Consider the following 24,326-nt stretch of genomic DNA (forward strand, 5'->3'; position numbering starts at 1 on the left):
ACAATAGTGAGATGAACCACCTGATGTTTGAGCACCCCGAAAACGAACCGGTCCTGACCCTGACCGAAGAACAGTGCCGGAAGTTGCTGGACAACACTCGCCACGGTCGTTTCGCCTTTGCCGATGGTCCCAAGATCGAGATCTTCCCCATCAATTATGTCCGCGACGGTGACTTGCTCTATTTCCGCACCGCACCCGGGAGTAAATTAGCAGCCGCCGAACACGGACTCGATGTGGCCTTTGAAACCGACGGGATTCTCCCCGAGCAGGCCTGGTCGGTGGTGGTTCGTGGCGTCGCGCGGATGGTCACCGATACAGCGGAGCTTGAACACGTGCGCCAACTCGGTATTGCTCCCTGGGTTCCGACACTGAAAGACTTCTTCGCCTCAATCTCAATCGAGGAATTATCCGGTCGCCATTTCATTTTTGGCCGGCAACCAGAGCGCGACGAGGACCGTGGGTTCCGCTACGATCCGGACCTGAAAACCTCCGAGCCACCCCGCCACCCCGATACCTCTCGGTTGTCTCGCCACGACGGTTCAGCCAATTAGAGCCACAACGCCATCAGCCCCAAGCCGGCCACCGCGACCACCAAAGCGGTCATCAGTCCCACCGCGATGAGGTTGGCTTCAACCTGGCCACGGACGATTCCGCGCGACTGGAGCGCGTAACGGTGGCGTTGGGTTAGCTGGATGACCAACCCCGCCACCACGCATCCCACCGCAGGGGCCAGAGAGATCAGCCCGACGTCGGGATACCAGCGGAGAAACAGGCTCGAGACCACACACAGTACCAGTATGGTGCGGGACCAGGACAGGATGGTGCGTTCCGGTTGTAACGCAGGATCTTCGTGGAGACGGTAAGTGGTGGCCATCACACTACCCCGTCACCACAGCGAGCATCACCAGCACCGCCGTCACTGCGCAGACCACAGCCACCAGTGGCCCCCACAGTGGCAACGGTAGCGGACGTCCGGTGCGCATGGACCGCTCGACGCGCACCCACCGAATCGCCGCTGAAATGGCCATGAAGGCTCCCAATACCAGCAGGATCGAGGCCAGGATCTGACGAATTGGCGTCTCAAACACGTGCGTGGTAAAGGCTTCAATCCCGATCCCCGCTGCGAGCAGTGCCAACGCGGTTCTGATCCAGGCTAAGAAGGTGCGTTCGTTGGCCAATGAAAAGCGGGCATCTGGTTCCTCCCCCTCGGCGAGGAGTTTCGTACGCAACGATGACGCTTTCGATGAATCGTGTGGATCAGTGCCCATACCTCTCACAGTACTCTGGGCGTGCCCGCTTTCAGTAGACTTGACCAGGTTACAAGCCGAAGCTGCACACTCGTACACGAATCGGGGCTTGCAGTACTAAGGGAGTCGTGAGACACGAATGAGTGCACCCACTAAAGCGCAGATACGCCGGTGGCGACGCTACTTAGCAGACGAGATCGCCGAGGGGGCCATTTACGAACAGCTCGCCGAGCGAAAAACCGGCGAAGAACGCGAAATCTTGTTGGATCTGGCCACAGCGGAAAAACGTCACGAAGAGCACTGGCGCGATCTGTTGGGAGAACACGCCAACAATCCGCCCCGACCATCACTGAGACGCTCGCTATTACGTTTCTTGGCTCGCATCTTTGGTTCGGTGTTTGTCTTGGCACTGATGCAACGTGCCGAGACGGATAACCCGTATGCCCGTGACGCCGATGCCACCCCGAGCATGGCTGCCGATGAGGCCATCCACAGTGAAGTCGTCCGTGGACTGGCGGCCCGAGGCCGTCAAAAACTAGCCGGGAACTTCCGTGCGGCTGTCTTTGGCGCCAACGACGGCCTGGTGTCGAATTTGGCCCTGGTGATGGGTGTCGCAGCCACCTCAGCGACCAATGAATTCATCCTCGTAGCCGGCATCGCCGGACTGCTGGCCGGGGCGATGTCCATGGGCGCCGGTGAATTCATTTCAGTGCGGTCCCAACGCGAGCTGATCGAGGCCTCCTCACCGACCCAAGTAACCCTGGAAGCTGCCCCGCATCTGGATTTGAATTCCAATGAGCTCGAGCTCGTCTATCGGGCCCGTGGCATGTCACAAGAGGACGCCCGACACCGCGCCATGGAGCGCATGGGCTATTTCAACTGCGACTGTAACCCCAGCCTGTCGGCCCGCCCTGATGGCTCCCAGGGGCCGGTGGATCGCTCCACGAAGCACGAAGAACTCGGTAGCGCGTGGGGCGCTGCCTTTTCGTCGTTCGGTTTCTTCTCCTCCGGAGCGATCATTCCCGTCCTCCCGTTCCTTTTCGGAGTGACCGGTACTGCCGGCATCCTCTGGTCGGCAGGGTTGGTCTCGGTAGCCCTGTTGTTTACCGGTGGTGTCACCGGTCTGCTGTCAGGAACCTCTCCGGTCACTCGAGGACTGCGCCAACTGGCGATTGGTTTAGGTGCCGCGATGATCACCTACCTGGTGGGATTGATCTTCGGGGTTTAGCCGCCTTCGTAGTAGCTATCAGCAACGTCGAGGGCTGAATCCAGAATCTCCAGGCCACGACGGGCATCCGCGTCGCTGATGTTCAATGGCGGGGCCAGGTGAATGCGGTTGGCGTTGGAGAACGGCAACAGGCCGAGCTTCTTGCACTCTGCTACCACGGCGTTCATGGCCGGCGACGAGCCACCATAGGGTGCCAAGGGTTCTTTGGTCTCCCGGTTCGTCACCAATTCCAGAGCCCAGAAAGCCCCGAGGCCACGGGCGTCACCCACAGAGGGGTGTTTTTCGGCCAACTCGACGACTCCCGGTCCCAGGATCTCCCGACCCAGCCGATCGGCGTTGGTCACCATACCTTCTTCGTCCATCGCCCGAATACAGGCCACCGCGGCAGCACAGGCCAACGGGTGACCGGAGTAGGTCAGCCCCCCGGGGTAGGCCCGGTCAGCGAAGCTGGTGTAGATTTCATCGGAGATAATCACACCGCCTAACGGCACGTACCCGGAATTCACACCCTTGGCAAAGGTCACCAAATCCGGTGTCAGGCCCCAGTGCTGGAAACCAAACCACGCACCGGTTCGACCGAAACCAACCATGACCTCATCGGTGATGAACATGATCCCGTAGCGACGAGCCAGGCGTTGCACCCCCGCCATGTAGCCGGGAGGTGGCACGTAAATCCCGGCGGTTCCCGGAACAGTCTCGAGGATAATGCAGGCGATGGTGTCGGGACCTTCAAAAATGATGGTTTGTTCCAGATGGTCCAGAGCTCGCTGGGTTTCCTCTTCCAGGGTGGTGGACCCGAACAAGGAGCGGTAGAAGTAAGCGGGCATGAAGTGCACCACCGACTGACTGGCGGTATCGACCGGGAACCGACGGGTGTCGCCGGTGATGTTGATGGCTCGTTCGGTGCCTCCGTGGTAGGAACGGTAGGCCGAAAGGATCTTGGGCCGTCCGGTATGCAAACGCGCCATGCGGGTGGCGTGCTCGACCGCTTCAGCACCAGCGTTGGTAAAGAACACGTGGTTCAAATGGTCCGGAACGAGGTCACTGATCAACCGAGCAGCCTCCGAGCGAGCGTCATTGACGTGTGCCGGAGCGATGGTGGCAATCCGAGCTGCCTGCTGCTGGATAGCGGCCACCACGGCGGGGTGACTGTGCCCGATATTGGTGTTGACCATCTGGGAGGAGAAGTCCAGCAGTTTATGTCCTTGACCGTCCCAGACGTAACTGCCCTCAGCTTTGATGACGGTCATCGGGTCTAGTTGCGCCTGCGCCGCCCAAGAGTGGAAGACATGTTCACGATCGAGACGATAGGCCTGCTGACCTTGTTCGATCTGCTCCGGGGTAATTGTCGGGTCAGCTTCTACGTACTCGGTGCTCACCGTGACGATCCTCCTGTGGGGTGTCTGAACAACGTTCTGGCGTTGGGCTTTCTCTGTGAGTCTAAACGTTATCTAAACCATAATCAGCATCACAGGCACGGTGAACAGAGAAGCCACCGTCGTGATGGACAAGATGGAAGCGGCCAAGGGACCTTGTCTGTCGTATTGGGTGCCCAGAATAAACACGGTCGTCGATGGAGGGTGTGGCTGCCATCAGCACCAGGACGCCGAGCCAGTCTTCGGGTACCCAGAACGACAGCACAACCGCCACCAGGAAGGTCATCGCCGGCACCACAAAAGCCTTCGTCGCCACACCAATCAGCACCAGCACGTAGTTCAACGAACCGGATGTGAAAGCCTGCAGGGCCGGGTGGATGGCCAGCCCCACCGCGCAGAGGGACAAAGGCACCGCAGTTGCACCCAACAGCGCCACGGACTCGCTGATGACCTGTGGTAGCTCAAAGGGCGTGAGCATCACGATCAACCCCAGGGCGGCGGCGATGAATAAGGGGTTGAAAAAGAGCCCATCGACCACCACACGAATGAGCACAGAAGTCAGCGAACCGTGGGTTTTTCGTTGCTGTGCTGGGACGGGATCAGCTGATCCACCAGCCTGAGCCAGGGTTCGGTAGTTCTGTCGCATATTCACGGTGGTGCGCACCAAGGGGAATCCCAGCAGGAAGACCATATTGTGCACCATGCCGATCACCACGGCAGGAATGATGGACTCCTCGCCGAAGAATGCGATCGATAACGGGATGCCCAGATATCCCACGTTGCCGAAGACCGCTGAGACCGACAGCGTAGAAGCTTGTGTCTCCTGTGAGCCCAACAGCCAGCGGGCCCCGAAGTAGAGCACAATGGCTAACACGATAGGCACCAGTCCTGCGATCGCCAGTGTTCCCCAGGGAACGACGTCGGGTATGGGTGCGGTCACCATGGAGGAGAACACGAAAGTCGGCAACGAGATGTGGAAGACAAACCCGTTCAGGGCTGGTTGCCATCCCAGAATCTTATCCGAGAATCCGATGGCAAAGCCCAGCCCCAAAATCAGAAAGAGCGGGACCATGGTCGCCAGCATCTCTGCCATGTGCTTTCCTTCCCCGGTGGTCTGTGTTGGCCACGGTCAAACGCTATCTAGGGTACCGCCGTTGTCACTCACCGGGTGGGGTGCATGCCGTATTAAGACACCAGTCGTTAAACCCCGGTGCCCCGAACCAGAACGGTTCGGGGCACCGGTCACTACATAGTTCACACTGCGCGCACTTAGCCGTTGTTAAGAATCTCGCGCATCAGCTCCGCGGTTTCGGTCGGAGTCTTACCGACCTTGACGCCGGCTGCTTCGAGAGCTTCCTTCTTCGCTGTAGCGGTTCCGGAGGAGCCGGAGACAATCGCACCGGCATGGCCCATGGTCTTACCCTCGGGCGCGGTGAAACCGGCCACATAGCCGACAACGGGCTTGGTGACGTTTGCCTTGATGTACTCGGCGGCACGTTCCTCGGCGTCACCACCAATTTCACCGATCATCACGATGGCCTTGGTGTCGGGGTCGTTTTCGAAGGCCTCCAGCGCATCGATGTGGGTGGTGCCGATCACCGGGTCACCACCGATACCGATACCGGTGGAGATACCGAAGTCCGAGAGTTCGAACATCATCTGGTAGGTCAAGGTTCCGGACTTGGAGACCAGACCGATCGGGCCGGAACCGGTGACCGAGTTCGGGGTAATACCCGCCAGGGATTCGCCGGGGGTAATAATACCCGGGCAGTTCGGGCCGATGATGCGTGTCTTGGCCTGACCCTGCTCGTCAGTTATCGACTGAGACAGTGCGAAGAACTCGGCGGTGTCCTGAACCGGGATGCCCTCCGTGATGACCACCAGCAACGGAATTTCAGCCTTGATGGCCTCGATCGCGGCGTCCTTCGCGAACTTCGGAGGCACGAACATCACCGACGCATTGGCACCGGTTTCGCTCATGGCTTCTTCGACGGAACCAAAGACCGGTAGTTCAACGGTGTTACCGTCTTTGTCCTCATGAGTCACGGTGGTGCCGGCCTTGCGAGCGTTGACACCGCCGACAATATTAGTACCGGCCTTGAGCATTAGCGCGGTGTGCTTGGTACCTTCACCACCGGTAATACCCTGGACGATGACCTTGGAGTCTTTATTGAGATAAATCGACATTGTTGTTCAATCCGTCCTTAACTTACTTGGCGGCGTGGGCCAGCTCAGCGGCCTGGTCAGCACCGGCGTCCATGGTCTTGGCAATGTGCACCAGCGGGTGGTTGGCATCGGCCAGGATCTGGCGGCCGGCTTCCACGTTGTTGCCGTCCAGACGCACGACCAGCGGCTTGGTGGCTTTGTCACCCAGGATGTCTAGGGCCTGAACAATACCGTTGGCCACGGCATCACAGGAGGTAATACCACCGAAGACGTTGACGAACACGGACTTGACCTGATCGTCGTTGAGGATCACATCCAGACCATCGGCCATCACCTGCGCCGAGGCGCCGCCACCGATGTCCAGGAAGTTGGCGGGCTTGACGCTGCCGTGGTTCTCACCGGCGTAAGCAACCACGTCGAGGGTGGACATCACCAAACCGGCCCCGTTGCCGATAATGCCGACATCACCGTCAAGCTTGACGTAGTTCAGTCCCTTAGCCTTGGCCTTGGCCTCCAACGGATTCTCGGTGCGCTCATCGACCAGCTTGGTGTGGTCTTCGTGACGGAAATCCGCGTTATCGTCCAGAGTGACCTTGCCGTCCAGGGCCAAGATGGTGCCGTCACCGGTCTTGACCAGCGGATTGACCTCAACCAGGGTGGCGTCTTCTTCGTCGAAAACCTCCCAGAGCTTGACCAGTACCTCGGCCACAGCATCAACCTGCTCAGCGGGGAATTTCGCCTGAGTGGCGATGTCCTTGGCCACCTCGAGGGTGATTCCCTCCAGAGCGGAGACCGGAACGCGTGCCAGATCGTCGGGACGTTCAGCGGCCAGTTGCTCAATTTCCACGCCACCTTCGACGGAGCACATGGCCAAGTAGGTGCGGTTTGCGCGGTCCAGCAACACCGAGAAGTAGTATTCTTCAGCGATATCTGCACCGGCAGCGATCATCACGCGGTGGACAGTGTGGCCCTTGATGTCCATGCCCAGAATCTGCTGGGCGTATTCGTAGGCCTCGTCCGGGGTCTTAGCGACTTTGACGCCACCGGCCTTACCACGCCCGCCGACTTTGACCTGGGCTTTGACGGCGGTCACGCCACCGAGTTTTTCAGCGGCTGCTTTGGCATCTTCTGGGGTTTCGGCCACGATTCCGGCGAGCACGGGAACACCGTGTGCTTCGAAGAGATCGCGCGCCTGGTATTCGTACAGGTCCACGGGTTGGAGTCCTTTAACGTCGACAATAGTTCGATTTTTCGAGTCTCACCGGCGATGTTTGCGCGGTAGCACTCGACGACCCGCCACTGCGGGTTCCAGTAAATAACCTTAGTGCACTGCCTGGGGTTTTGTAGACAGTTGACAATTAGCCACTGACCCAGAAATGACGGGCTTTTGTGCCCACCAGGACCGTCAGCACATCCCCGGGCCGGTACAGGTCAAAGGCGTGCACTAGAAGGAGATTTTTTCTACTGGGGCGTAGCGTAGCAACAGCCGTTTCTCCGAACCGGAGAACGCCACCGTGGCAACGGTCTTGTCTCCACTGCCAGAGATGGCTGTGACCACCCCGGTACCGAAGCTTTTGTGTTTGACGTGGTCTCCGGGGTTGAGGCTGATGACCTCGTGGTCGGGCACCACTCGGGTCGGTTTTTCGCCTCGAACCACCTCGGCGCGTTCTTGCGCCTCGGTGATCCCGGTAGCCCCAGCCCGGGGCGCAGAACTCTGACCGGGCTTGCCGTAGTGGCTGCGTGAGGTTGAAGCGCCCCAATGGGAGCCAGTGAACCGTTTTTGATACCGAGATCCGGGGGCGCCAAATCCTAGCCCGGCACCGATATCGTTCCAGGACCCACGCGTGTCGACGCCGTTCAGGCGTCCTTCTCGTTCCCATTCGATGAGGGTGTCGGGAATCTCGGTGAGGAATTGGCTGGGCGGGTTGAACTGATGCTGACCCCATAGCGAACGGGATTCGGACCGAGACAGGTACAGTCGCTTTTCGGCCCGGGTCAGCCCCACATAGGCCAGCCGGCGCTCTTCGGCCAGCTCTTGAGTGTCCCCCATCGACCGGGCGTGTGGGAAGACGCCGTGTTCCATCCCGGTCAAAAATACCACCGGGAACTCCAAACCTTTAGCGGTATGCAAGGTCATCAAGGTTACTTGGCCCCACTGCTCAGCCAAGTCCTGACCCTCAGTGTCGGTTTCGACAGGGGTGGGCAGTTGATCGGTATCGGCCACCAGGGCGACTTGTTCCAAGAACTGGCTCAGATCTCCGTCGGGGTGAGTTTTCTCGAAGTCCCGCACCACCGCCACCAACTCTCCGAGGTTATCGGCCCGGGATTCGTCCTGGAGGTCTTCTGAGGAGCGTAGCGCGTGTAACATCCCAGTTTGTTCCAAGACAGCTTCGAGCACCCTGGCCGGGGATTCGGTCGTGGCCAGCTGTTGCAGGTCGTCCAATAACTGGGCAAACTCCTGGACTTTCTTCACGGCTCGAGACCCAATCCCGGGTGCTTGATCGGCGCGGTGGAGTGCGTCAAAGAAACTGATGCGTTCTCGGTCTTGTAGTACCGCCAAGGCCGCTTCGGAGCGGTCACCAATACCGCGTTTGGGCTCGTTGAGAATCCGGCGAAGGTTCACGTCGTCATCGGGATTATCGATCACGCGCAAATACGCCAGGGCATCTTTAATTTCTTTGCGATCATAGAATCGGGTTCCTCCGATCACCCGGTAAGGGATCCCCGCGGAGATGAGGCGTTCTTCCAGCGCACGGGACTGGGCGTTCGTGCGGTAGAAGACCGCTATGTCTTCGGGGATCGCCTCATCATTGTCGATCAGCTCATCGATCTTATCGGCCACCCAGCCGGCTTCATCCGATTCGTTCTCGCCCGCGTAACCGATCAGCGCTGCCCCGGTCCCAGCATCGGTCCACAACCGTTTGGCCTCTCGAGAGGGATTATGCGAGATCACCGCGTTAGCGGCGTCGAGAATGTTCTGGGTGGAACGGTAGTTCTGCTCCAGATTGATCACGGTGGCATCAGGGTAATCCCGCTCAAACTCGATAATGTTGCTGATATCGGCACCGCGGAAGGCATAAATCGACTGGTCGGAGTCCCCGACGACAGTCAGTTGCCCCCCACTGGTCTCACACCCGGAGGGGTCTCCGGGTTCCCCGGTGAGCAATCGGACCAGCTGATACTGGGCATGGTTGGTGTCTTGGTACTCATCGACCAGCACGTAACGGAACCGGCGACGGTAGTTATCGAGCACAGCGGGGAAAGCGCGGAACATATTGACAGTGGTGGAGATCAGGTCGTCGAAATCCATCGCATTCGCCTGACGCAAGCGCGCGGTGTATTCGGTGTAGACCTCGGCCACCGCCTGCTGGAAAGGGTCCCCGCTGTTGTTCGAGGCGAACTCGTCGGCATCCACCAAATCATTCTTCAGCGAGGAAATCTTGTGCTGAATCGATTTAGGTTTCACCCGTTTGGGATCCAGGTCCGCCACCTTGACAAGCTGGCTTATCAACCGCAAGGAATCAGCAGCATCATAGATGGAGAAATTGGATTTCAATCCCACGGTGCTAGCTTCAGCTCTTAGGATGCGTAGCGCTGAGGAGTGAAAGGTCGAGATCCGCATTTTTTGGGCATCAGGACCGATCAGCCCTTCGATGCGTTCGCGCATTTCTCGGGCGGCCTTATTGGTGAAGGTAATGGCCAAGAACTCCCAGGGACGAGCTTCCCCGGTGGCCAGTAAATGAGCAATGCGGTGGGTGAGCACCTTGGTTTTACCCGAGCCTGCTCCGGCGACGATCAGCAACGGTCCCCCGCGGTGAGCGACTGCGGCCTGCTGTTGGTCGTTCAGGTCAGCGATCAGCGTGTCAGGATCCGAAGACGAGGGGGTGATCATCGATGCCATAGTCCCCCAGTCTAGTCAGCTCCACTGACACAGCAGACTAGGATGGGTGGGCGTGGGGATAACACTTATCACCGTGCACCCCCCCCGCACTGCAACGCACCCCGTGACGGTCAGTCACTGTACGAGGAGGAAAACGTTTCGTGGGCAACACCCAGAACCGACCCACTGCCACCGCGCAACCGGTTGCTGAGCAACCGCAGTCCTCCCCGGGGATGTTGGTGCTGGCCCTGGCGGGCACGGTGATCTTCATGGGCTTTTATTATCACGTCTTGGCGCTGAACCAGATGCGCCAGCTCACCGGTGGGATGCCGATGTTGGACCACCGCCCTTTTGGCTACCGTCTCGACGAGGTTGAGGCTGTCGCGACGGCAATGGATGATCCGGCACTGGGACAACTAAACTGGACCCACAAGACCGCCGGGGTGATTTTTCCGGTCTTGGTGGCCCTGTTGGCCGTGGTGGTTGCTTTCTGGGCCCTGCGGTCGTGGGTGCCACGGGCGGTGATGATCACCACCGGTGTGGTCTTTGCTGTGGTCGATATGTGGGAGAACATCGCGATCGAGCGGGCCTTGCACGAGGTGACACAACAGGCTGTATCGTTGGCCTCCGCGTTGACCATCGGCCGGTGGGTGCTGTTGGTATTGCTCGCGGTGGGTGTGATCGTGGCAATTTTCCGCAAGATCGTGACCTCCACCCGCGCTTCAGAGCCGGTAGCGGTACGTTAGAGTAGTACCGCATCCCCCCCGTAGCTCAGCAGGATAGAGCAACCCTCTCCTAAAGGGTAGGTCGCTGGTTCGACTCCAGTCGGGGGGACTTGTCGTTTTATTCGGCCCGTTGCAGGGCCTTCTCGATCTGTTCTAGGGCCCGTTGCAGTATCGGGTGTGGCATGGCCATCACCAAGCGAGTGTGGTCGATGCCGGCCTCACCGCAGTGAGCACCGTCGGTGAGCTGTACCCCGGCGGTTTTCACCAGCTGTCGGGCCACCGAGGTGGGCTGGCCGGCCAGCACGGTCTGGCTAAAGTCCAACCAGGCGATATAGGTCCCGGAAATCTCGGTAACCCGCACACCATGACGTGTCAGTCGTTCGTCCACGAATCGAATCAACTCATCTCGATTGCGCTGTAAGTAGGCCACAATATCGTCGAGCCAGGCGGCAGCCGCCGGGTCGGTCAGTGCGGTAACGGTTGCGGCCGCACCGAGATTGGCTGCCCCGTGGCGGTCAAAGTAACCGGTGGCGTTGAAGTGGTTGCGGTCGGTGAGATTCGCGGTGATCAACTGACCGCATTTCAGGCCGGGGAGATTGAAGGCTTTGGAAGCAGCAGAACCGGTGATGGTGTGTTGGGCAGCAGCCGGTGACACCGAGGCATAGGGGATGTGTGGTGACTCATCGTAGATCAGCGGAGCCCAGATTTCATCGGCAAAAACCCGCCCATTCGCTGCGGTGACTACCGCTGCGAGATCGGTGAGCTCCTCGCGGGTCAAGATCCGACCGGTGGGGTTATGAGGGTTGCACACCACGAGAATTTCACCACCGGCACCAAAGGCCTGGCGGATGCCGTCCAGATCGTGGGTATAGACCAGATGGCCTTGTTCGTTCACCTCGGTCAGCATCGGTACTTCAATGATGGGCCGGTCCAAGCTCCGCGCCATGCGGAGGAAAGGCATGTAGGCCGGTGTCGGGATGATCACTGGGGAACCCGGGGTGGTGAAGCGTTCGATAGCGGCCCGAAAGGCGGTAATCACATCGGCGACCGGGTGGACATCGGCCGGATCGACCTGCCAGCCATAACGCTTAGCTTGCCACTGAGCCACGGCCTCCCCTAACGACTCGGCAAGGTCCTGTGGCAGGTATCCGAAACGACCGCGTTGCACCTCGCGAACCAACGAAGCGGTAATTTCGGGGGCGGTGCCGAAGTCCATTTCTGCCATAAAGGCACCAATGGCGCGATCGGGGTGCACCCATTTGGTGGCGCCGGTAGCGCGTAGTTGTTCTTCGGTAATAGCATCGAGATCGGCGAAACGTGGCATCTATCTCACCGCTTTCTGTGACTAGTCGTCGGTGGCAAATTGAGTTCGATATAACTCAGCGTATCGTCCGTGGGCTGACACTAGCTGGGAATGGGTTCCGCGCTCAATAATGTGGCCATCTTCGACCACCAGAATGTGGTGAGCCGAAACCACGGTGGACAGCCGGTGGGCGATCACCACCGCGCTCCGACCGGTCAGCACTTCATCCAAGGCAGCGTGGACAGCTTGTTCGGACGTGGAATCCAGCGAGGCGGTGGCTTCATCCAACACCACCAGATCGGGTTGGGCCAGTAGTACCCGTGCGATGGCCAGGCGTTGCCGTTGGCCACCGGAGAGTCGGTACCCTCGGTCGCCCACCACAGTGTCGATCCCATGAGGTAGCTGGGACATCAGCTGGCCTAGTTGGGCCCGTTCGAGCACGTCGAGTAGTTGCTCGTCGGTGGACTCGTGCACATCGAGGGTGAGATTCCTGCGGATGGTGTCGTGGAGTAAGTGTGCATCCTGAGTCACCATTCCCATCCGGGAATGGACCTGGGCCTGTGAAGTATCCCGCAGGTCCATGCCGTTGAAGGTGATGGACCCGGCAACCGGGTCGTAAAGCCGGCCCAGCAGGGAAGCGATAGTGGATTTGCCGGCTCCGGACGAGCCCACCAACGCCACGGTCTCTCCCGGTTTGAGCTCGAAACTAATCTGGTGCAACACCTGGTGCGGGGTTTCATCATGGAGCTGGGCAACATCTTCCAGAGAAGCCAAAGACACATCCGAGGCCCGGGGGTACCAAAAGTCCACGTCTTTTACGACGACCTGTATTGGACCGGCCGGGATTGTTCTGGGGTGTTCCGGATCGAGCACGTAGGGGGTGAGGTCGAGAATCTCAAAGATCCGGTCAAAGCTCACCAGTGCGCTCATAAGCTCCACCCGGGCAGTGGCCAGGCCGGTCAGCGGCGTGTAGAGCCGAGTCAGTAGCAACGCCATGGTGACGACCTCGCCGGCATTGAGATCACCGACGATAGCCTGCCACCCACCGATGCCATAGACGGCGGCCAACGCCAGTGCGGAAACCAGAGTGAGCAGTGTGGTAAACACCGACTGCCAGATCGAGATCTCCACCCCTGAGCCACGGACTCGATCAGCGCGGCTGCGAAAGCGCGCCGATTGCTTCTCGGCGTCGCCGAAGAGCTTAATCAAGGTGGAGCCTGCCGCGGAGAAGTCCTCGGTCATGTGTGATCCCATGGCAGCTTGGTGATCGGCTCGCGCCCGGGTCAGTGCTGCCAGTCGGTTCCCCAGTGCGCGTGCCGGCAGTAAGAAGATGGGCAAAAGAACCAGAGCCAGTACTGTGATCTGCCACGAGGTGGTCAGCATAACGATTAGGGTCAAAATCAGGGTGACGACATTCATCACCACGGTTGGAAAGGTTCGGGCAATACCGGTTTGCGCGCCTAAGACATCGTTATTGACCCGCGAAACCAGTGAACCGGTCCGAGCCCGGGTGAAAAAGGCGACCGACATGGTCTGGATGTGATCAAAAACCTGGGTACGTAAGTCGAAAATGACCCGTTCGCCCAACGAGGCAGATTGCCAGCGGGAGAGTACGGCAAGTATGGCCTCGGCGACCGCTACCGCGGCGATGAGTAGCGCCAGGCGGATCACGGTTCCTACGTCCTCGGTGCTGTGACCTTCGACGATAGCGTCTACCACACGTCCGGCCAAGATGGGAGAGACGATCGTCAATGCCGCCCCCAAGATGGACACCGCCACGTAGCTAAGCACTCGTAGTTGATAGCGACCCAGGAATCTGAAGCATCGAGCGATCGTGCCGGGGCGCAACCCCGGGTGCGATTGTCCGGCGTGGCGTTGCAACCGGAACATGGTCAAATGCGCAGCGCGGTCCATGCTCATGAGCGCGTCCCGCCCTCGTTGTGAGAGCCAGTAGCCAGAATCTCGGGTAGCACCCTGGCAATATAGCGCAAGCTGGCACGGTGAGTTTGGGGAAACTCAGCTTGTCGGCTACCTTCAGCCAATCCGGCAGCATAGCCGGCAATGAAACCCAAGGTGAGATGCTCCGGTGCGGTCTGTAAGTGTTGTTCACAGCTGATCTGATGTAGTTGCGCGGAATTGATCTCGATGCGGGGGTCAATTTCTAACGCCTGCAGCAGAGCGTGGGCCCATTGCGGAGAGAACTGGTGGGCTACGGGTGGGATGTGTGACACCGTGACTCCTTTGTCAGTACGCCCGGGATAGAAATACATCAGGGCCTCCTCCGAGTGGAGGAAGCCCTGATGTTGCAGTCGTCAAAGGCTCGGAGTTTATCCGAGACGCAGAATGTTGGTCTTAGCCAACGTAGGTGTAGTAGCCCATCAACGGATTACGGTCCACACTGTGGAGCAGAGTGCCCACGGAAGGATTCTGGGCGCCGATCATCTGGCCGTTGCCAACGTAGATGCCCACGTGGCCACCACCGTTCTGGAAAACCAGGTCGCCAGGCTGCGGGCTGGAGGTGCGGACGAACTTGCCGGAGCCCAGGATGGCAGAGGTCGAGGAGGGAATGCTGATACCAGCCTGAGCGTATGCCCAGGACGTGAAGCCCGAGCAGTCCCAGCCGGCCGGGGTCTTACCGCCCCAGACGTAGGGGGTCCCGATGCCGGAGTAAGCAGCCGAGACAACCTGGCCCATAGCACCAGAAGCTGCGTTCTCCGGTGCTTCAGGAGTTTCTGCGCTAGCAGTCTCGACATCGTTATCTTCGGATTCAGAAGAAGAGGAGGTCTCGGACGAGGGGGTGTCCTGTTCGTCGTCGCTGTAGCTGTCAAACTGCTCAGCGGACGTCACAGCAGAGAAGTCAGTGTCGTCTTCGGTGTCGTTTTCTTCTTCTACTTCAGGTTCTGGAGCCGGTGTGGAGGTGACTTGGACGCGACCAAGATCAATTTCAGCGTCAGAGTCAACAGTAACGGTCTCGTTCTGAGAAGCACGTTCCAGGTCAGCGCCGGTGGCTGGCAGGACCGAGGTTTCGCGGGCGGTGGAAGCCTGCGCGGCCTCTGCCTGCGGAACGAAAGTCAAAGCCAGGCCGGATGCGGTAGCAACAATAGCGGCTTGACGACCAAAGCTACCAGCATTCTGCGTCACAGACTGAGACAAAGCGGCTAAGGTAGCTCCCTTTGCAGGGGTAGCGCGGTGGCGGGCGGTGGAACGCTTCGACACTTGAGAACCTCTCTCACGTAGTATCCGGAGCTTTTAAGCTCTGCCCCGTCATGATGAATAGTTACGACTGCATTGTCCCCAAAGGCCACGGGGCTCAAGGTGCTAGACCTTCGAGGGACACCGGTTGTCTCCGGTACCTCGTACAGCGTATATCAATCCTTTATAAAAGTCACGCTGAGATAACGATAAACTGTGGACAGGCCTAGAATCTGGGCCAAGATCCGCATGATCATGCGGATCTATGGTCGTTATTTTCTGTGACTTTTTATCGTCAAGGGATCGGGATACCTGTGCAAAACCTCTGAATCATCGGCGATATAACGCCCAAGAGCGCGATTTCAGCGCGCGATTTCCTGGGCTGAGCTCCCTAACGCGCTGACTGACATCTGACTATCGAGATCTTTGTCACTGTGCGCGTATCAACGCTACATAAACCCAAAACCCGCTCGAGATCCTAATGATCATCGAGCGGGTGGAACTGCGAAGTTGCCTGAGGGCAACTGGGGTTTAGGAAACAGAATCCACGGGCTCGACTCTGAGGTGTTGCCCAAGTTCTTCGACGATTTCCAAACCTTCGCGACTGTACCCTGTCGCACCGGTGACAGCTTGGCCCGGAGTAATCACCTGGATGTCGATATATCCGTCATCAAGTTCAGCGGTGAATACTGAGCCCACGACGATGCCGGCCGCCATGAAGTGGTTGAGCAAACCGTGATCGGTTTGAATGGCTTCGGTGATGACCAAGAGGCGAAATGTCCGGTGCGAACGAAGCAGATCCGTCAGTCGCTGCCCCGGATAGTTTTCTGGGCCTTCATGACCCGAACCTCCCTCAAGCTCCGAGACATAGGGGATCCGGATTCCAAAAGGAGAGGTCGAGACCTCAGGTAGCAAGTTGAGGAGTTTAGCTTCCACCTCATCACTCATCACGTGCTCCCACCGACACGCTTCGTTATGAACCTGGGGCCATTCAAGTCCAATCACATCAGAGAGCAACCGTTCAGCCAGGCGATGCTTACGCATCACCTTTGCGGCAATAGCCAATCCCTTGTCAGTCAGCCGGATTCTACGGTCCGCACCAAGATCCACCAGTCCATCCCGTTCCATCCGATTAATGGTCTGAGACACGGTCGGGCCAGAGTGCTCAAGGCGTTCAGCAATGCGTGCTCGCAGTGGCGCGATTTCTTCTTCCTGCAATTCGTAGATGGTCCGAAGATACATCTCCGTGGTGTCGATGAGCTCCGACATTTTTCTCTTAACCCCTCATCCTGACGCGTTCTCGCCCCGAGCCCCTCTCTGGGAGGTCACGCAATGTCGCCTTCCATACTAGCTATCAGAACGAGTGACCAAAGTGTGTTCCCTTTATATGTAGTAACTCACAATAATCTGAACATTTCGTGGTGTTGAGGTGCATGAAGCGCAGAAGAATGAAAAGATAATGTTGCCCAGCTGTGTACGCCTGCCAATCTTTTATAGGAGTCTGCGTGTCAACTCAGGACAACATCACTATCCCTGCAGAACTACTACCCCGAGATGGTCGATTCGGCGCAGGACCTTCTAAAGTCCGCCCTGAACAAATTCAAGCGATTGTTGATGCTTCCCAGTCAGTTATGGGAACATCTCACCGCCAGGCACCAGTGAAGAACCTCGTGGCAGAACTCCAGGCCGGTTTGAAAGAGCTGTTCCAAGCGCCGGATGACTACGAGGTCATCTTGGGTCTCGGTGGCGCAACAGCTTTCTGGGATATGGCCACCTTTGGCCTCATCCGTTCCAAAGCACAGCACCTCGAGTTCGGAGAATTCGGTGGCAAGTTCGCCAAAGCAACCACGAAGGCACCCTTCCTAGAGGACTCCACCGTCATCTCAGCACAGCCGGGTTCTCGCCCCGTTCCTCAGGCTGAGCCCGGAGTCGATGTTTACGCCTGGCCCCACAACGAAACATCAACCGGGGTTTGCGTACCGGTAGAACGCGTCCAAGGCGCCGACGATGACGCTCTGATTCTCATCGATGCAACCTCGGGCGCCGGTGGGTTGCCGGTAGACATCACCAACGTCGATGTCTACTACTTCTCCCCGCAAAAGAACTTCGCCTCCGATGGAGGCCTGTGGTGCGCACTGTTCTCGCCGGCCGCATTGGCACGTGTCGATGAAATCGCACACTCCGGGCGGTGGATTCCTGACTTCCTAAATCTCAAAACCGCCGTGGATAACTCTCGCAAGCACCAGACCTACAACACCCCCGCGTTGGCCACCTTGATCACCATGAATGAGCAAGTCAAGTGGATGAATGCCAACGGTGGCCTCGAATTTACCACAGCCAGGACCCGTGAGTCTGCGGAGCAGATTTATCACTGGGCCGAAGCCAGTGACGTAGCCACCCCCTTTGTGGCCGAACCGGAGGACCGTTCTCAGGTGATTGCCACCATCGATTTCATCGATGAGATCGATGCGGGTCACATCGCCTCCATACTGCGAGCCAATGGTGTCGTCGATGTTGAGCCGTATCGTAAACTCGGGCGCAACCAGTTGCGCATCGCTACCTTCGTAGCCATCGAGCCAACCGACGTAGCCCAGATACTACAGTGCATTGACTACGTGATCGACCAAATCCGATAACGCTACTATTACCAGAGTGGGCGGTGGTTGCTGCATTGGATGCAGCAACCACCGCCCACTCTGGTGTAAAAAGACCGTGTGAGAAGAAGAAGTTATGCGTTGTTCTTTTTCTTCTTTTTCTCCTTGGCCTCGGATTGCTTCTGAGAGGCCTCTATGTCCTGCGCGATGTCCTGACGAGGCTTGTCCGCAGAATCTGAGTGCTCGGCGTCGGTGCCCCCAGCCTCAGGCTCGAATCCGGCTGCTTTCAGGGCCTGTTGCGGGTCTTCCCCGTCGGCAATGGCCTTGAGCCGAATACGTTCTTCTTCGGAGGCACGTTGCTCCCAGGGAACCCACTCTGGAGCCAATAGGGCATCTTCACCGGGTAGTAGTCCCAGCTCGCACACCGTGATTGTCTTCGACCGCGGCGCGCGAGCCACGGTAACGAACCAGTTCCACCCGCGATAACCCGGCAGCTGAGCAACGAACCGGTGGGTAGCTAGTCGTTCGTCGTCCATCTCCGCGCTGAGATGATCCCCCAGCTCGGCCGGGTGCGTGATCTCCAGCAGAGCGCTACGGGCAACCTCCACGGCCTCTATGAGCAACTCATCGTGGCGGGGACGACGAATCCGGCGCCGCGGTGGACCGAAAACCGGGAACGCTGTACCGTCTTCAGGATTAACGGTCACATCAGCAACAACCTTAGGCATCGAAATCATCGGCGACTCTCCGCATCACCTGCGCGATGCGTTGGGCTTGGTGTGAGGAGGGGTACTTGCCTTTACGCAATTCAGTTGAGGCATGATCCAACAGACGAATCAGATCGTCGACCACCGAGGCCATGTCGTGAGCATGCGGACGGGTATTTTTGACCACCGACGGGGTCTTTTCTAAAAACTGCACGCTCAGTGCCTGCGGGCCCCGTCGCGATTCGGCCAGGCCAAATTCGACGCGGGTCCCTGCTCGGACCTTATTAACCTCTGCAGGCAGAGCTGAGGAGGGCAGATGGATATCTTGACCATCATCGGTTCGAATGAACCCGAACCCCTTCTCGGCATCATAAAACTTCACTTTGCCAGTTGGCATAGGTCTTCTCTCTTCATCCTTGCTCGCGGAAGAAACTCAAATCTTGACCTCTAGGATAACCGCTTCAGCAATATTCCGCTGAAAAGAGCCCCGTCATTCGGGCCTTCATCGCCCCCGGCGTAGAATGACGACATGCCCTCCTCCTCTGAGAGTCCCCACACCGTTCAGCATGCCTCCGTGCAGCGCGCCAAGCCCGTGCGAGCACCGCTATGGCTTCCGATCATTCTCTGCATCGGGGTCGTGCTCGTCGTGGCCTCCTTTATCTCGTTGGTGGCGATCGTGGTGGTGTATTTCACCGATATCCACGAGCCGCCCTTCCTGTTCTTTATGGGCCTGTATGGGTTCCCGATTGGGTTTATTCTTGTCTTGGTATATCTGGTCGGCATGATTGTTCTCCGCCGGAACCGGACCTCTCGAAGAGCCCATAAGCAATCCGAGCAATCTGAGTACACCAGGTAGCCTGCGCGGATGCCTTCTGAGCACACCTTCTCACGCAGTCTAACCACTACCCCGGTCCGCCGAATTGAGGGCTGGTTACACCGGTGCGACAAAAACCAGCTTGTCGAGCTCTTCACGTCCCGCCCCGATCTCGCCACGACAGGGAGTCTCCCACCACCTGAGAATTTGGAAGAGCTAGCTCGACGGTGCCTGAGCATTTCGTCGCTAACCCGTTGCCTTGCAGGACTCAACCGTAGCCAACGCGATGTTCTCGAAGCCCTGGCGGTGGCTACCGATCTCTCGGGTGCCTCTGCCTTATCCTCATCTGCTGGCACCGTTGACTCCGCAACTATACGACACTTACTCGCAGTACCCGACTCAGCCAGTCCGGACGTGGACCAGGTCCTCGACGAGTTGTCCTCGGTCTTGTTGATCTTCGCGCAACCCCCTTCGCACGACTCTGCCCAGAAGCACTGGTTGTTGCCGGCGGAAGTGCGCCAAGCCATCGGGCCCCACCCAGCGGGCCTTGCTACCGAGGTCTCGGCCCCTGAACTGAACGAGCTACCCGCCACCGCCCGCTCCTTATTAACTCAAGCCCGGACGGTTCGCGCTACGACTTTGTCCGAGCTCGATGAGCAGAGTGGGTCCGACCCAGCGGATGGCTCTGCGGATCAGGCAGAATTGGTCAGTGAGCTCTACCGGCTCCGGATCCACCCGGTTCGATCACAACGCACCGCGACAGCCTTGATCCATCGCCTACGAAACCTCGGCCTGGTCCGCACTCCTGCCGGAACACAGCAGGTCATCTTTCCAGCACGCTACGGTTTGGCGCTGACCGGTGGCACCCTGATCAATCGAGAGTTTCGTGCTACCCCGGTGACACCCCCGCTGCAACAGATCTCCCCCGACGAGCTGGCCACCGCCACCGTGACCGAGGTCAGCACGCTACTGGAGCATCTTCAGCTCGTTTTGGACGCTGATATGGTGCGTGAAGGGTTACCCGAGGTTAAAGCCGGGGGGCTCTCCGTGCGGGGCTTCCGAGCTCTCCAGACCGAGATCGCTGCCCAAGCCCGCCTCAGCGAGTCCCGCCTACACTTTCTCCTGCACCTGGCAGCAACAGCATGCCTGCTCACCCGAGACCGCGACCACTCACGGTGGACACTCACCCCGTTGGGACACGGTTTCAGGGGACTGCCCCCCGAACGACGGTGGGTGTGGCTGATTCGATGCTGGCTACAGTCCACGGGTCCAGCGCTGACCCGTCGCACAGACCGGGCGTTGTCTTCGGATGCTACTCAGGAGGATCAAGGCCGGTGGCGCCGGATCTTTTTCCGCGCCGCTGCTGAGTTGTCCAGCCCGCAGACGACGCGATCACCCCGACGCATTCTGCCGGTCCTGGCCACCCGAATGAGCTGGCTAGCCGGCGAGGATCCTTTCACTCCCCTATCCCGGCCCATCGCCGAGGTCATCGACGACGCGGTGGCTCTGGGCCTGCTCTGTGCCGGAGCGCTCACCCAACCCGGGCAACTGATCGCCCACGACCGGTTTCTACAAGCCCTGGCTACGTTGCGAGACCTCTTGCCCGAGACCGCCGATACCGTTCGGATACTCCCCGACCACACGCTGATCACCACCGCCCCACCCAGCCCTGAACTGGCGGTGATCTTGGCCCGCTGGGCGAAAGTCGAATCCTCCGGCTACGCCACGGTGTACCGCATCAAGGAACAGACCGTACGTGCCGGACTCGACACCGGGGCCAGCCACCATGAGCTCTTGCAGTTCCTCGAGCAGGTTTCCGAGGACCCTATCCCGGAAACGCTGACTCGGTTGATCGTCGAGACCACCACCGACTATCAGCGGATCCGCCTTGGATCCGCCGGGTCCTGGATCCGGTGTCGTTATCCCGAGGAACTAGATGTCTTACTGAATAGCCCGCGCGCCGACAGGCTGGCTGCCCAGCGCCTGTCCGACACCGTGGCGGTCAGCTCCCTGACCGCCCACCAACTCCACCGCGCACTCACCGAGCTAGGTCTGACGGTGCCACCACCGCAGGCATCATCCGGCTCCAGCACCGCCGAGGGACAGACCACGCACACGGTGCTGGATGACTACGCCGAACTGGCGCGGTACGTCGACGCCGAATTGGCCGAGGCCGGGCTGTGCCGCACCGCCGATGATCGTCGGCACCAGCATCAGCTCGCCGAGTACCTCACCCAGGCAGACACCGCAGACCACACCGACTCTGCTCTGACCTCCGCCACGACACCCTTGTCGCGCGATACCGAGCAGGCCGTGTCCGTGTCGGTGATTCGTCTCGCCGCCGAACGTGGGATCCCGATGCTTGTTACCTACACCGACCAGTCTGGTCACTTACAACAACACTTCCTCCGCAGTCCCCGTCTCCGACACGGCGCGGTCGTGGAGACGGCAGAACCTCAGGGCCAGTCGGATCCAACGCCACCAATCCCGTTGTTCCGTATTCTTTCGGCCGAACCACCCGAGGCTAACGACGTGGACCCAGACGATCCGATGTGACCGAAAAGGACCCAGACACCGAGGAATCAGTACCCCATCCAGCACTATGATCAGCAAGCACGGAGTGTGAGATGAATTCACCAGCGCCTGAACCCACCGGGGCGATCATCGTCCAATCCGATCGCAGTATTCTGCTCGAGCTCCAACATCCTGCCGCCGACGACGCCCGGCGGGCCCTGGCCCAATTTGCCGAGCTCGAGCGCGCGCCCGAGCATGTCCATACCTATCGCATGACCGCGCTGGGCTTGTGGAATGCGCGGGCGGCGGGAGTGGACGCTGAGCAAGTCATCGATACGCTGTTCACCCATTCGCGCTATCCCCTACCGCAGAACCTGCTGATCGATATTGCCGAGCTGATGTCGCGGTATGGACGACTCGCTCTGACCGTTGACCCCCAACACGGGCTCGTGTTGCGTAGCGATGATGCCGCGGTCCTGGAAGAAGTGCTCCATGCTCAGACCACCCGGGACCTGGTGGGTGCACAGTTAGATGGCTACACGGTGGTAGTTCATTCCACCGCCCGCGGTGAGCTCAAACAGGCCCTGGTCCAGCTGGGCTGGCCGGCCGATGACCAGGCCGGTTACGTCGAGGGCACCGCATTCCCGATCCAGCTCACCGAGAACGAAACCTGGCAGTTGCGCGACTACCAGCGGATGGCGGTGGACAACTTCTTCGCGACCGGTTCCGGGGTGGTGGTGATGCCTCCGGGCTCGGGAAAAACCTTGGTGGGGGCAGCCGCATTGGCTGCCTCCAGTACCATTGCCCTGGTGTTGGTGACCAATACTGTCTCGGCTCGACAGTGGAAAGCCGAACTGCTGGCCCGCACCACCCTGACCGAGACTGATGTGGGTGAGTATTCCGGATCGAAGAAACAGATCCGCCCGGTCACCATCGCCACCTACCAGGTGCTGACCACCCGCCGTGGTGGCATCTATCCGCACCTTGAGCTGGTCAACGATCACGACTGGGGGCTGATCATCTACGACGAGGTCCACCTCTTGCCAGCTCCGATCTTCCGGATGACCGCGGATCTGCAGGCTCGGCGCCGGTTGGGACTGACCGCCACTCTCGTGCGTGAAGACAATCGCGCCGATGAGGTTTTTTCGCTGATCGGCCCGAAACGCTATGACGCACCGTGGAAAGACCTTGAGGCACAAGGCTGGATCGCCCCGGCCAGTTGCACCGAAATTCGGGTTACTCTCTCAGCCGAGGACCGGATGGGGTACGCCATCAGTGACCGTGGCGATCAATATCGTTGGGCTGCCACCGCCGAGTCCAAGATGCCGGTCATTACTGAGCTGGTTGACTTCCACCGATACGAGCAACTACTGGTCATTGGTCAGTACGTGGATCACCTCGAAGCCATCGGGGATGCCATCGACGCTGAGGTCATCACCGGGTCGACCTCGGTGGCTCAACGGGAGAAGCTTTTTAATACTTTCCGCGCCGGGCAAGTGCAACGGCTCGTGGTGTCTAAAATTGCAAACTTTTCCCTGGACCTGCCCGAAGCAACAGTCGCCATCCAGGTCTCGGGGGCCTTTGGCTCTCGCCAAGAAGAAGCACAGCGTTTAGGTCGACTCATGCGCCCCAAATCCGATGGACGCAATGCGTACTTCTATACGGTCGTCAGCCGCGACACCGTCGACCAACAATATGCCGCCTCCCGGCAGCGCTTCTTGAGTGAGCAAGGCTATAGCTATCGGATCCTGGATGCCGGCGATCTGCCAGACCACCTACCCTGACCGCGCCGGGGACGTTACTCAGCAACATCTCAGACATCTTCCAGCTAAGTATTCCAGAATTAACAGCATGACCAATATGAATGCTCAGCCTGCCGAGGCGAAGTTGCTCGTCGTTGACGATGAGCAGAATATTCGTGAGTTGCTGTCAACGTCCCTGCGTTTTGCAGGGTTCGAGGTTGTCGCAGCCGCCAACGGCCGTGAAGCACTGGAGGCTGCCGAACAAGAACAACCTGACCTGGCTGTACTCGACGTCATGTTGCCCGATATGGATGGCTTTACCGTCACCCGGAAGTTGCGCTCTCACGGTATGCACTTCCCGGTCGTCTTTCTCACCGCCCGCGATGATACCGGCGACAAAATCACCGGCCTTACGGTGGGTGGCGATGACTATGTGACCAAGCCGTTCTCGCTCGACGAGGTGGTCGCTCGTATTCGTGCCGTATTGCGTCGCACCGCACCGGCCGAAGATGACGAGGCTATCCTGCGGGTCGACGATCTGGAACTCGATGATGACGCCCACGAAGTGCGACGCGCTGGACGCTCCATCGATCTGTCACCGACAGAGTTCAAGCTGTTGCGCTACTTGATGATAAACCCCAACCGCGTGCTGTCCAAGGCACAGATTCTGGACCATGTCTGGGAGTACGACTTCAACGGTGATGCCTCAATTGTCGAGTCTTATATTTCTTATCTGCGCCGCAAGATCGACACCGACGACGAAGAAAAAATGATCCACACCAAACGCGGTGTGGGCTACATTCTGCGTACCTCGGCCGGCAAACGCTAATTCTGGGCT

At 59.0% G+C, this 24,326-nt stretch carries 22 protein-coding genes and 1 tRNA gene; 9 read left to right on the forward strand and 14 right to left on the reverse strand.

Annotated features, from left to right (window positions below):
• Positions 1-11: 11 nt before the first annotated feature.
• Entirely contained in the window at positions 12-551 is a 540-nt protein-coding gene (locus DCC24_RS08030) for a pyridoxamine 5'-phosphate oxidase family protein (protein ID WP_233492031.1), read from the forward strand.
• On the opposite strand, the gene DCC24_RS08035 is transcribed toward DCC24_RS08030, so the two are convergent.
• Together DCC24_RS08035 and DCC24_RS08040 are read right to left on the reverse strand one after the other, a co-directional pair.
• Positions 548-874 carry a DUF202 domain-containing protein gene (locus tag DCC24_RS08035; RefSeq protein ID WP_110099450.1) on the reverse strand — a complete coding sequence of 109 codons (327 nt, stop codon included), beginning with the start codon at positions 872-874 and terminating at the stop codon, positions 548-550. The genes DCC24_RS08030 and DCC24_RS08035 overlap by 4 nt on opposite strands.
• 4 nt (positions 875-878) lie before the next feature.
• Positions 879-1,268 carry a YidH family protein gene (locus DCC24_RS08040; RefSeq protein ID WP_110099405.1) on the reverse strand — a complete coding sequence of 130 codons (390 nt, stop codon included), beginning with the start codon at positions 1,266-1,268 and terminating at the stop codon, positions 879-881.
• A 118-nt stretch (positions 1,269-1,386) separates the two neighbouring features.
• On the opposite strand from DCC24_RS08040, the gene DCC24_RS08045 reads away from it, so the two are divergent.
• Entirely contained in the window at positions 1,387-2,475 is a 1,089-nt protein-coding gene (locus DCC24_RS08045) for a VIT1/CCC1 family protein (protein ID WP_110099406.1), read from the forward strand.
• On the opposite strand, the gene DCC24_RS08050 is transcribed toward DCC24_RS08045, so the two are convergent.
• From DCC24_RS08050 to pcrA, 5 genes are all read right to left on the reverse strand, one after another.
• Positions 2,472-3,854 (reverse strand): aspartate aminotransferase family protein, encoded by a 1,383-nt coding sequence (locus DCC24_RS08050; protein ID WP_110099407.1) that lies wholly within the window; start codon positions 3,852-3,854, stop codon positions 2,472-2,474. The two genes, DCC24_RS08045 and DCC24_RS08050, sit on opposite strands and share 4 nt — an antisense overlap.
• 61 nt (positions 3,855-3,915) lie before the next feature.
• The gene (locus DCC24_RS08055; protein ID WP_110099408.1) at positions 3,916-4,944 is read right to left on the reverse strand and encodes an AEC family transporter; all 1,029 of its coding nucleotides are present in this window, start codon (positions 4,942-4,944) and stop codon (positions 3,916-3,918) included.
• A gap of 176 nt (positions 4,945-5,120) precedes the next feature.
• Positions 5,121-6,038, reverse strand: coding sequence for a succinate--CoA ligase subunit alpha (sucD, locus tag DCC24_RS08060; protein ID WP_110099409.1), 918 nt, complete (start codon positions 6,036-6,038; stop codon positions 5,121-5,123).
• A 22-nt stretch (positions 6,039-6,060) separates the two neighbouring features.
• Positions 6,061-7,230: an ADP-forming succinate--CoA ligase subunit beta gene (gene sucC / locus DCC24_RS08065; RefSeq protein WP_110099410.1), complete on the reverse strand. Its 1,170-nt coding sequence runs from the start codon at positions 7,228-7,230 to the stop codon at positions 6,061-6,063.
• Positions 7,231-7,461: 231 nt separating this feature from the next.
• A complete protein-coding gene (pcrA, locus tag DCC24_RS08070) occupies positions 7,462-9,918 on the reverse strand; it encodes a DNA helicase PcrA (RefSeq protein WP_110099411.1) in 2,457 nt (818 codons plus the stop codon).
• A gap of 140 nt (positions 9,919-10,058) precedes the next feature.
• Here pcrA and DCC24_RS08075 point away from each other — a divergent pair, with 140 nt between their 5' ends.
• On the forward strand, positions 10,059-10,643 hold the full coding sequence (locus DCC24_RS08075) for a hypothetical protein (RefSeq protein WP_110099412.1): 585 nt from the start codon (positions 10,059-10,061) through the stop codon (positions 10,641-10,643).
• Positions 10,644-10,657: 14 nt separating this feature from the next.
• Positions 10,658-10,731, forward strand: a tRNA-Arg gene (locus DCC24_RS08080).
• A gap of 9 nt (positions 10,732-10,740) precedes the next feature.
• Here DCC24_RS08080 and DCC24_RS08085 read toward each other — a convergent pair.
• The 5 genes from DCC24_RS08085 to DCC24_RS12555 all read right to left on the reverse strand — a co-directional run bounded on the left by DCC24_RS08085 (position 10,741) and on the right by DCC24_RS12555 (position 16,386).
• Positions 10,741-11,946, reverse strand: a complete 1,206-nt coding sequence (locus DCC24_RS08085; protein ID WP_110099413.1) for a MalY/PatB family protein — start codon at positions 11,944-11,946, stop codon at positions 10,741-10,743.
• Between the two features lie 21 nt (positions 11,947-11,967).
• Entirely contained in the window at positions 11,968-13,845 is a 1,878-nt protein-coding gene (locus DCC24_RS08090; RefSeq protein WP_110099414.1) for an ABC transporter ATP-binding protein, read from the reverse strand.
• A complete protein-coding gene (locus tag DCC24_RS08095) occupies positions 13,842-14,156 on the reverse strand; it encodes a hypothetical protein (RefSeq protein ID WP_146206305.1) in 315 nt (104 codons plus the stop codon). Before DCC24_RS08095 ends, DCC24_RS08090 begins: the two co-directional genes overlap by 4 nt.
• Positions 14,157-14,277: 121 nt before the next feature.
• Positions 14,278-15,066 carry a C40 family peptidase gene (locus DCC24_RS08100; RefSeq protein ID WP_233492032.1) on the reverse strand — a complete coding sequence of 263 codons (789 nt, stop codon included), beginning with the start codon at positions 15,064-15,066 and terminating at the stop codon, positions 14,278-14,280.
• A 582-nt stretch (positions 15,067-15,648) separates the two neighbouring features.
• Positions 15,649-16,386 (reverse strand): metal-dependent transcriptional regulator, encoded by a 738-nt coding sequence (locus DCC24_RS12555; protein ID WP_110099416.1) that lies wholly within the window; start codon positions 16,384-16,386, stop codon positions 15,649-15,651.
• A 236-nt stretch (positions 16,387-16,622) separates the two neighbouring features.
• Here DCC24_RS12555 and serC point away from each other — a divergent pair, with 236 nt between their 5' ends.
• Positions 16,623-17,753, forward strand: a complete 1,131-nt coding sequence (gene serC, locus DCC24_RS08110) for a phosphoserine transaminase (RefSeq protein WP_110099417.1) — start codon at positions 16,623-16,625, stop codon at positions 17,751-17,753.
• Positions 17,754-17,845: 92 nt separating this feature from the next.
• On the opposite strand, the gene DCC24_RS08115 is transcribed toward serC, so the two are convergent.
• Complete coding sequence (locus DCC24_RS08115) at positions 17,846-18,448, reverse strand: DUF3027 domain-containing protein (protein WP_233242737.1); 603 nt, start codon at positions 18,446-18,448, stop codon at positions 17,846-17,848.
• On the reverse strand, positions 18,432-18,815 hold the full coding sequence (locus DCC24_RS08120) for a cold-shock protein (RefSeq protein ID WP_110099418.1): 384 nt from the start codon (positions 18,813-18,815) through the stop codon (positions 18,432-18,434). The genes DCC24_RS08115 and DCC24_RS08120 overlap by 17 nt, the downstream gene beginning before the upstream one ends.
• Positions 18,816-18,947: 132 nt before the next feature.
• Here DCC24_RS08120 and DCC24_RS08125 point away from each other — a divergent pair, with 132 nt between their 5' ends.
• From DCC24_RS08125 to DCC24_RS08140, 4 genes are all read left to right on the forward strand, one after another.
• Complete coding sequence (locus tag DCC24_RS08125; protein WP_110099419.1) at positions 18,948-19,274, forward strand: hypothetical protein; 327 nt, start codon at positions 18,948-18,950, stop codon at positions 19,272-19,274.
• Between the two features lie 9 nt (positions 19,275-19,283).
• Positions 19,284-21,788 (forward strand): helicase-associated domain-containing protein, encoded by a 2,505-nt coding sequence (locus DCC24_RS08130; RefSeq protein WP_110099420.1) that lies wholly within the window; start codon positions 19,284-19,286, stop codon positions 21,786-21,788.
• Between the two features lie 71 nt (positions 21,789-21,859).
• A complete protein-coding gene (locus DCC24_RS08135) occupies positions 21,860-23,530 on the forward strand; it encodes a DNA repair helicase XPB (protein WP_110099421.1) in 1,671 nt (556 codons plus the stop codon).
• A gap of 76 nt (positions 23,531-23,606) precedes the next feature.
• Positions 23,607-24,317, forward strand: a complete 711-nt coding sequence (locus DCC24_RS08140; protein WP_110099453.1) for a response regulator transcription factor — start codon at positions 23,607-23,609, stop codon at positions 24,315-24,317.
• The last annotated feature ends 9 nt before the right edge of the window (positions 24,318-24,326 follow it).

This window comes from Auritidibacter sp. NML100628, from assembly GCF_003185985.1.
GTDB classification, from domain to species: Bacteria; Actinomycetota; Actinomycetes; order Actinomycetales; family Micrococcaceae; genus Auritidibacter; species Auritidibacter ignavus.

Excerpts from the sequence above, each read along its gene's own strand:
- DCC24_RS08130 (WP_110099420.1), top strand. The coding sequence starts at position 19,284 with ATGCCTTCTGAGCACACCTTCTCACGCAGTCTAACCACTACCCCGGTC.
- DCC24_RS08085 (WP_110099413.1), bottom strand. The coding sequence starts at position 11,946 with ATGCCACGTTTCGCCGATCTCGATGCTATTACCGAAGAACAACTACGC.
- DCC24_RS08135 (WP_110099421.1), top strand. The coding sequence starts at position 21,860 with ATGAATTCACCAGCGCCTGAACCCACCGGGGCGATCATCGTCCAATCC.
- DCC24_RS12555 (WP_110099416.1), bottom strand. The coding sequence starts at position 16,386 with ATGTCGGAGCTCATCGACACCACGGAGATGTATCTTCGGACCATCTAC.
- sucD (WP_110099409.1), bottom strand. The coding sequence starts at position 6,038 with ATGTCGATTTATCTCAATAAAGACTCCAAGGTCATCGTCCAGGGTATT.
- DCC24_RS08035 (WP_110099450.1), bottom strand. The coding sequence starts at position 874 with ATGGCCACCACTTACCGTCTCCACGAAGATCCTGCGTTACAACCGGAA.
- DCC24_RS08030 (WP_233492031.1), top strand. The coding sequence starts at position 12 with ATGAACCACCTGATGTTTGAGCACCCCGAAAACGAACCGGTCCTGACC.
- DCC24_RS08045 (WP_110099406.1), top strand. The coding sequence starts at position 1,387 with ATGAGTGCACCCACTAAAGCGCAGATACGCCGGTGGCGACGCTACTTA.
- pcrA (WP_110099411.1), bottom strand. The coding sequence starts at position 9,918 with ATGGCATCGATGATCACCCCCTCGTCTTCGGATCCTGACACGCTGATC.
- DCC24_RS08140 (WP_110099453.1), top strand. The coding sequence starts at position 23,607 with ATGAATGCTCAGCCTGCCGAGGCGAAGTTGCTCGTCGTTGACGATGAG.
- DCC24_RS08090 (WP_110099414.1), bottom strand. The coding sequence starts at position 13,845 with ATGAGCATGGACCGCGCTGCGCATTTGACCATGTTCCGGTTGCAACGC.
- DCC24_RS08120 (WP_110099418.1), bottom strand. The coding sequence starts at position 18,815 with ATGCCAACTGGCAAAGTGAAGTTTTATGATGCCGAGAAGGGGTTCGGG.
- DCC24_RS08125 (WP_110099419.1), top strand. The coding sequence starts at position 18,948 with ATGCCCTCCTCCTCTGAGAGTCCCCACACCGTTCAGCATGCCTCCGTG.
- DCC24_RS08040 (WP_110099405.1), bottom strand. The coding sequence starts at position 1,268 with ATGGGCACTGATCCACACGATTCATCGAAAGCGTCATCGTTGCGTACG.
- DCC24_RS08055 (WP_110099408.1), bottom strand. The coding sequence starts at position 4,944 with ATGGCAGAGATGCTGGCGACCATGGTCCCGCTCTTTCTGATTTTGGGG.
- DCC24_RS08115 (WP_233242737.1), bottom strand. The coding sequence starts at position 18,448 with ATGATTTCGATGCCTAAGGTTGTTGCTGATGTGACCGTTAATCCTGAA.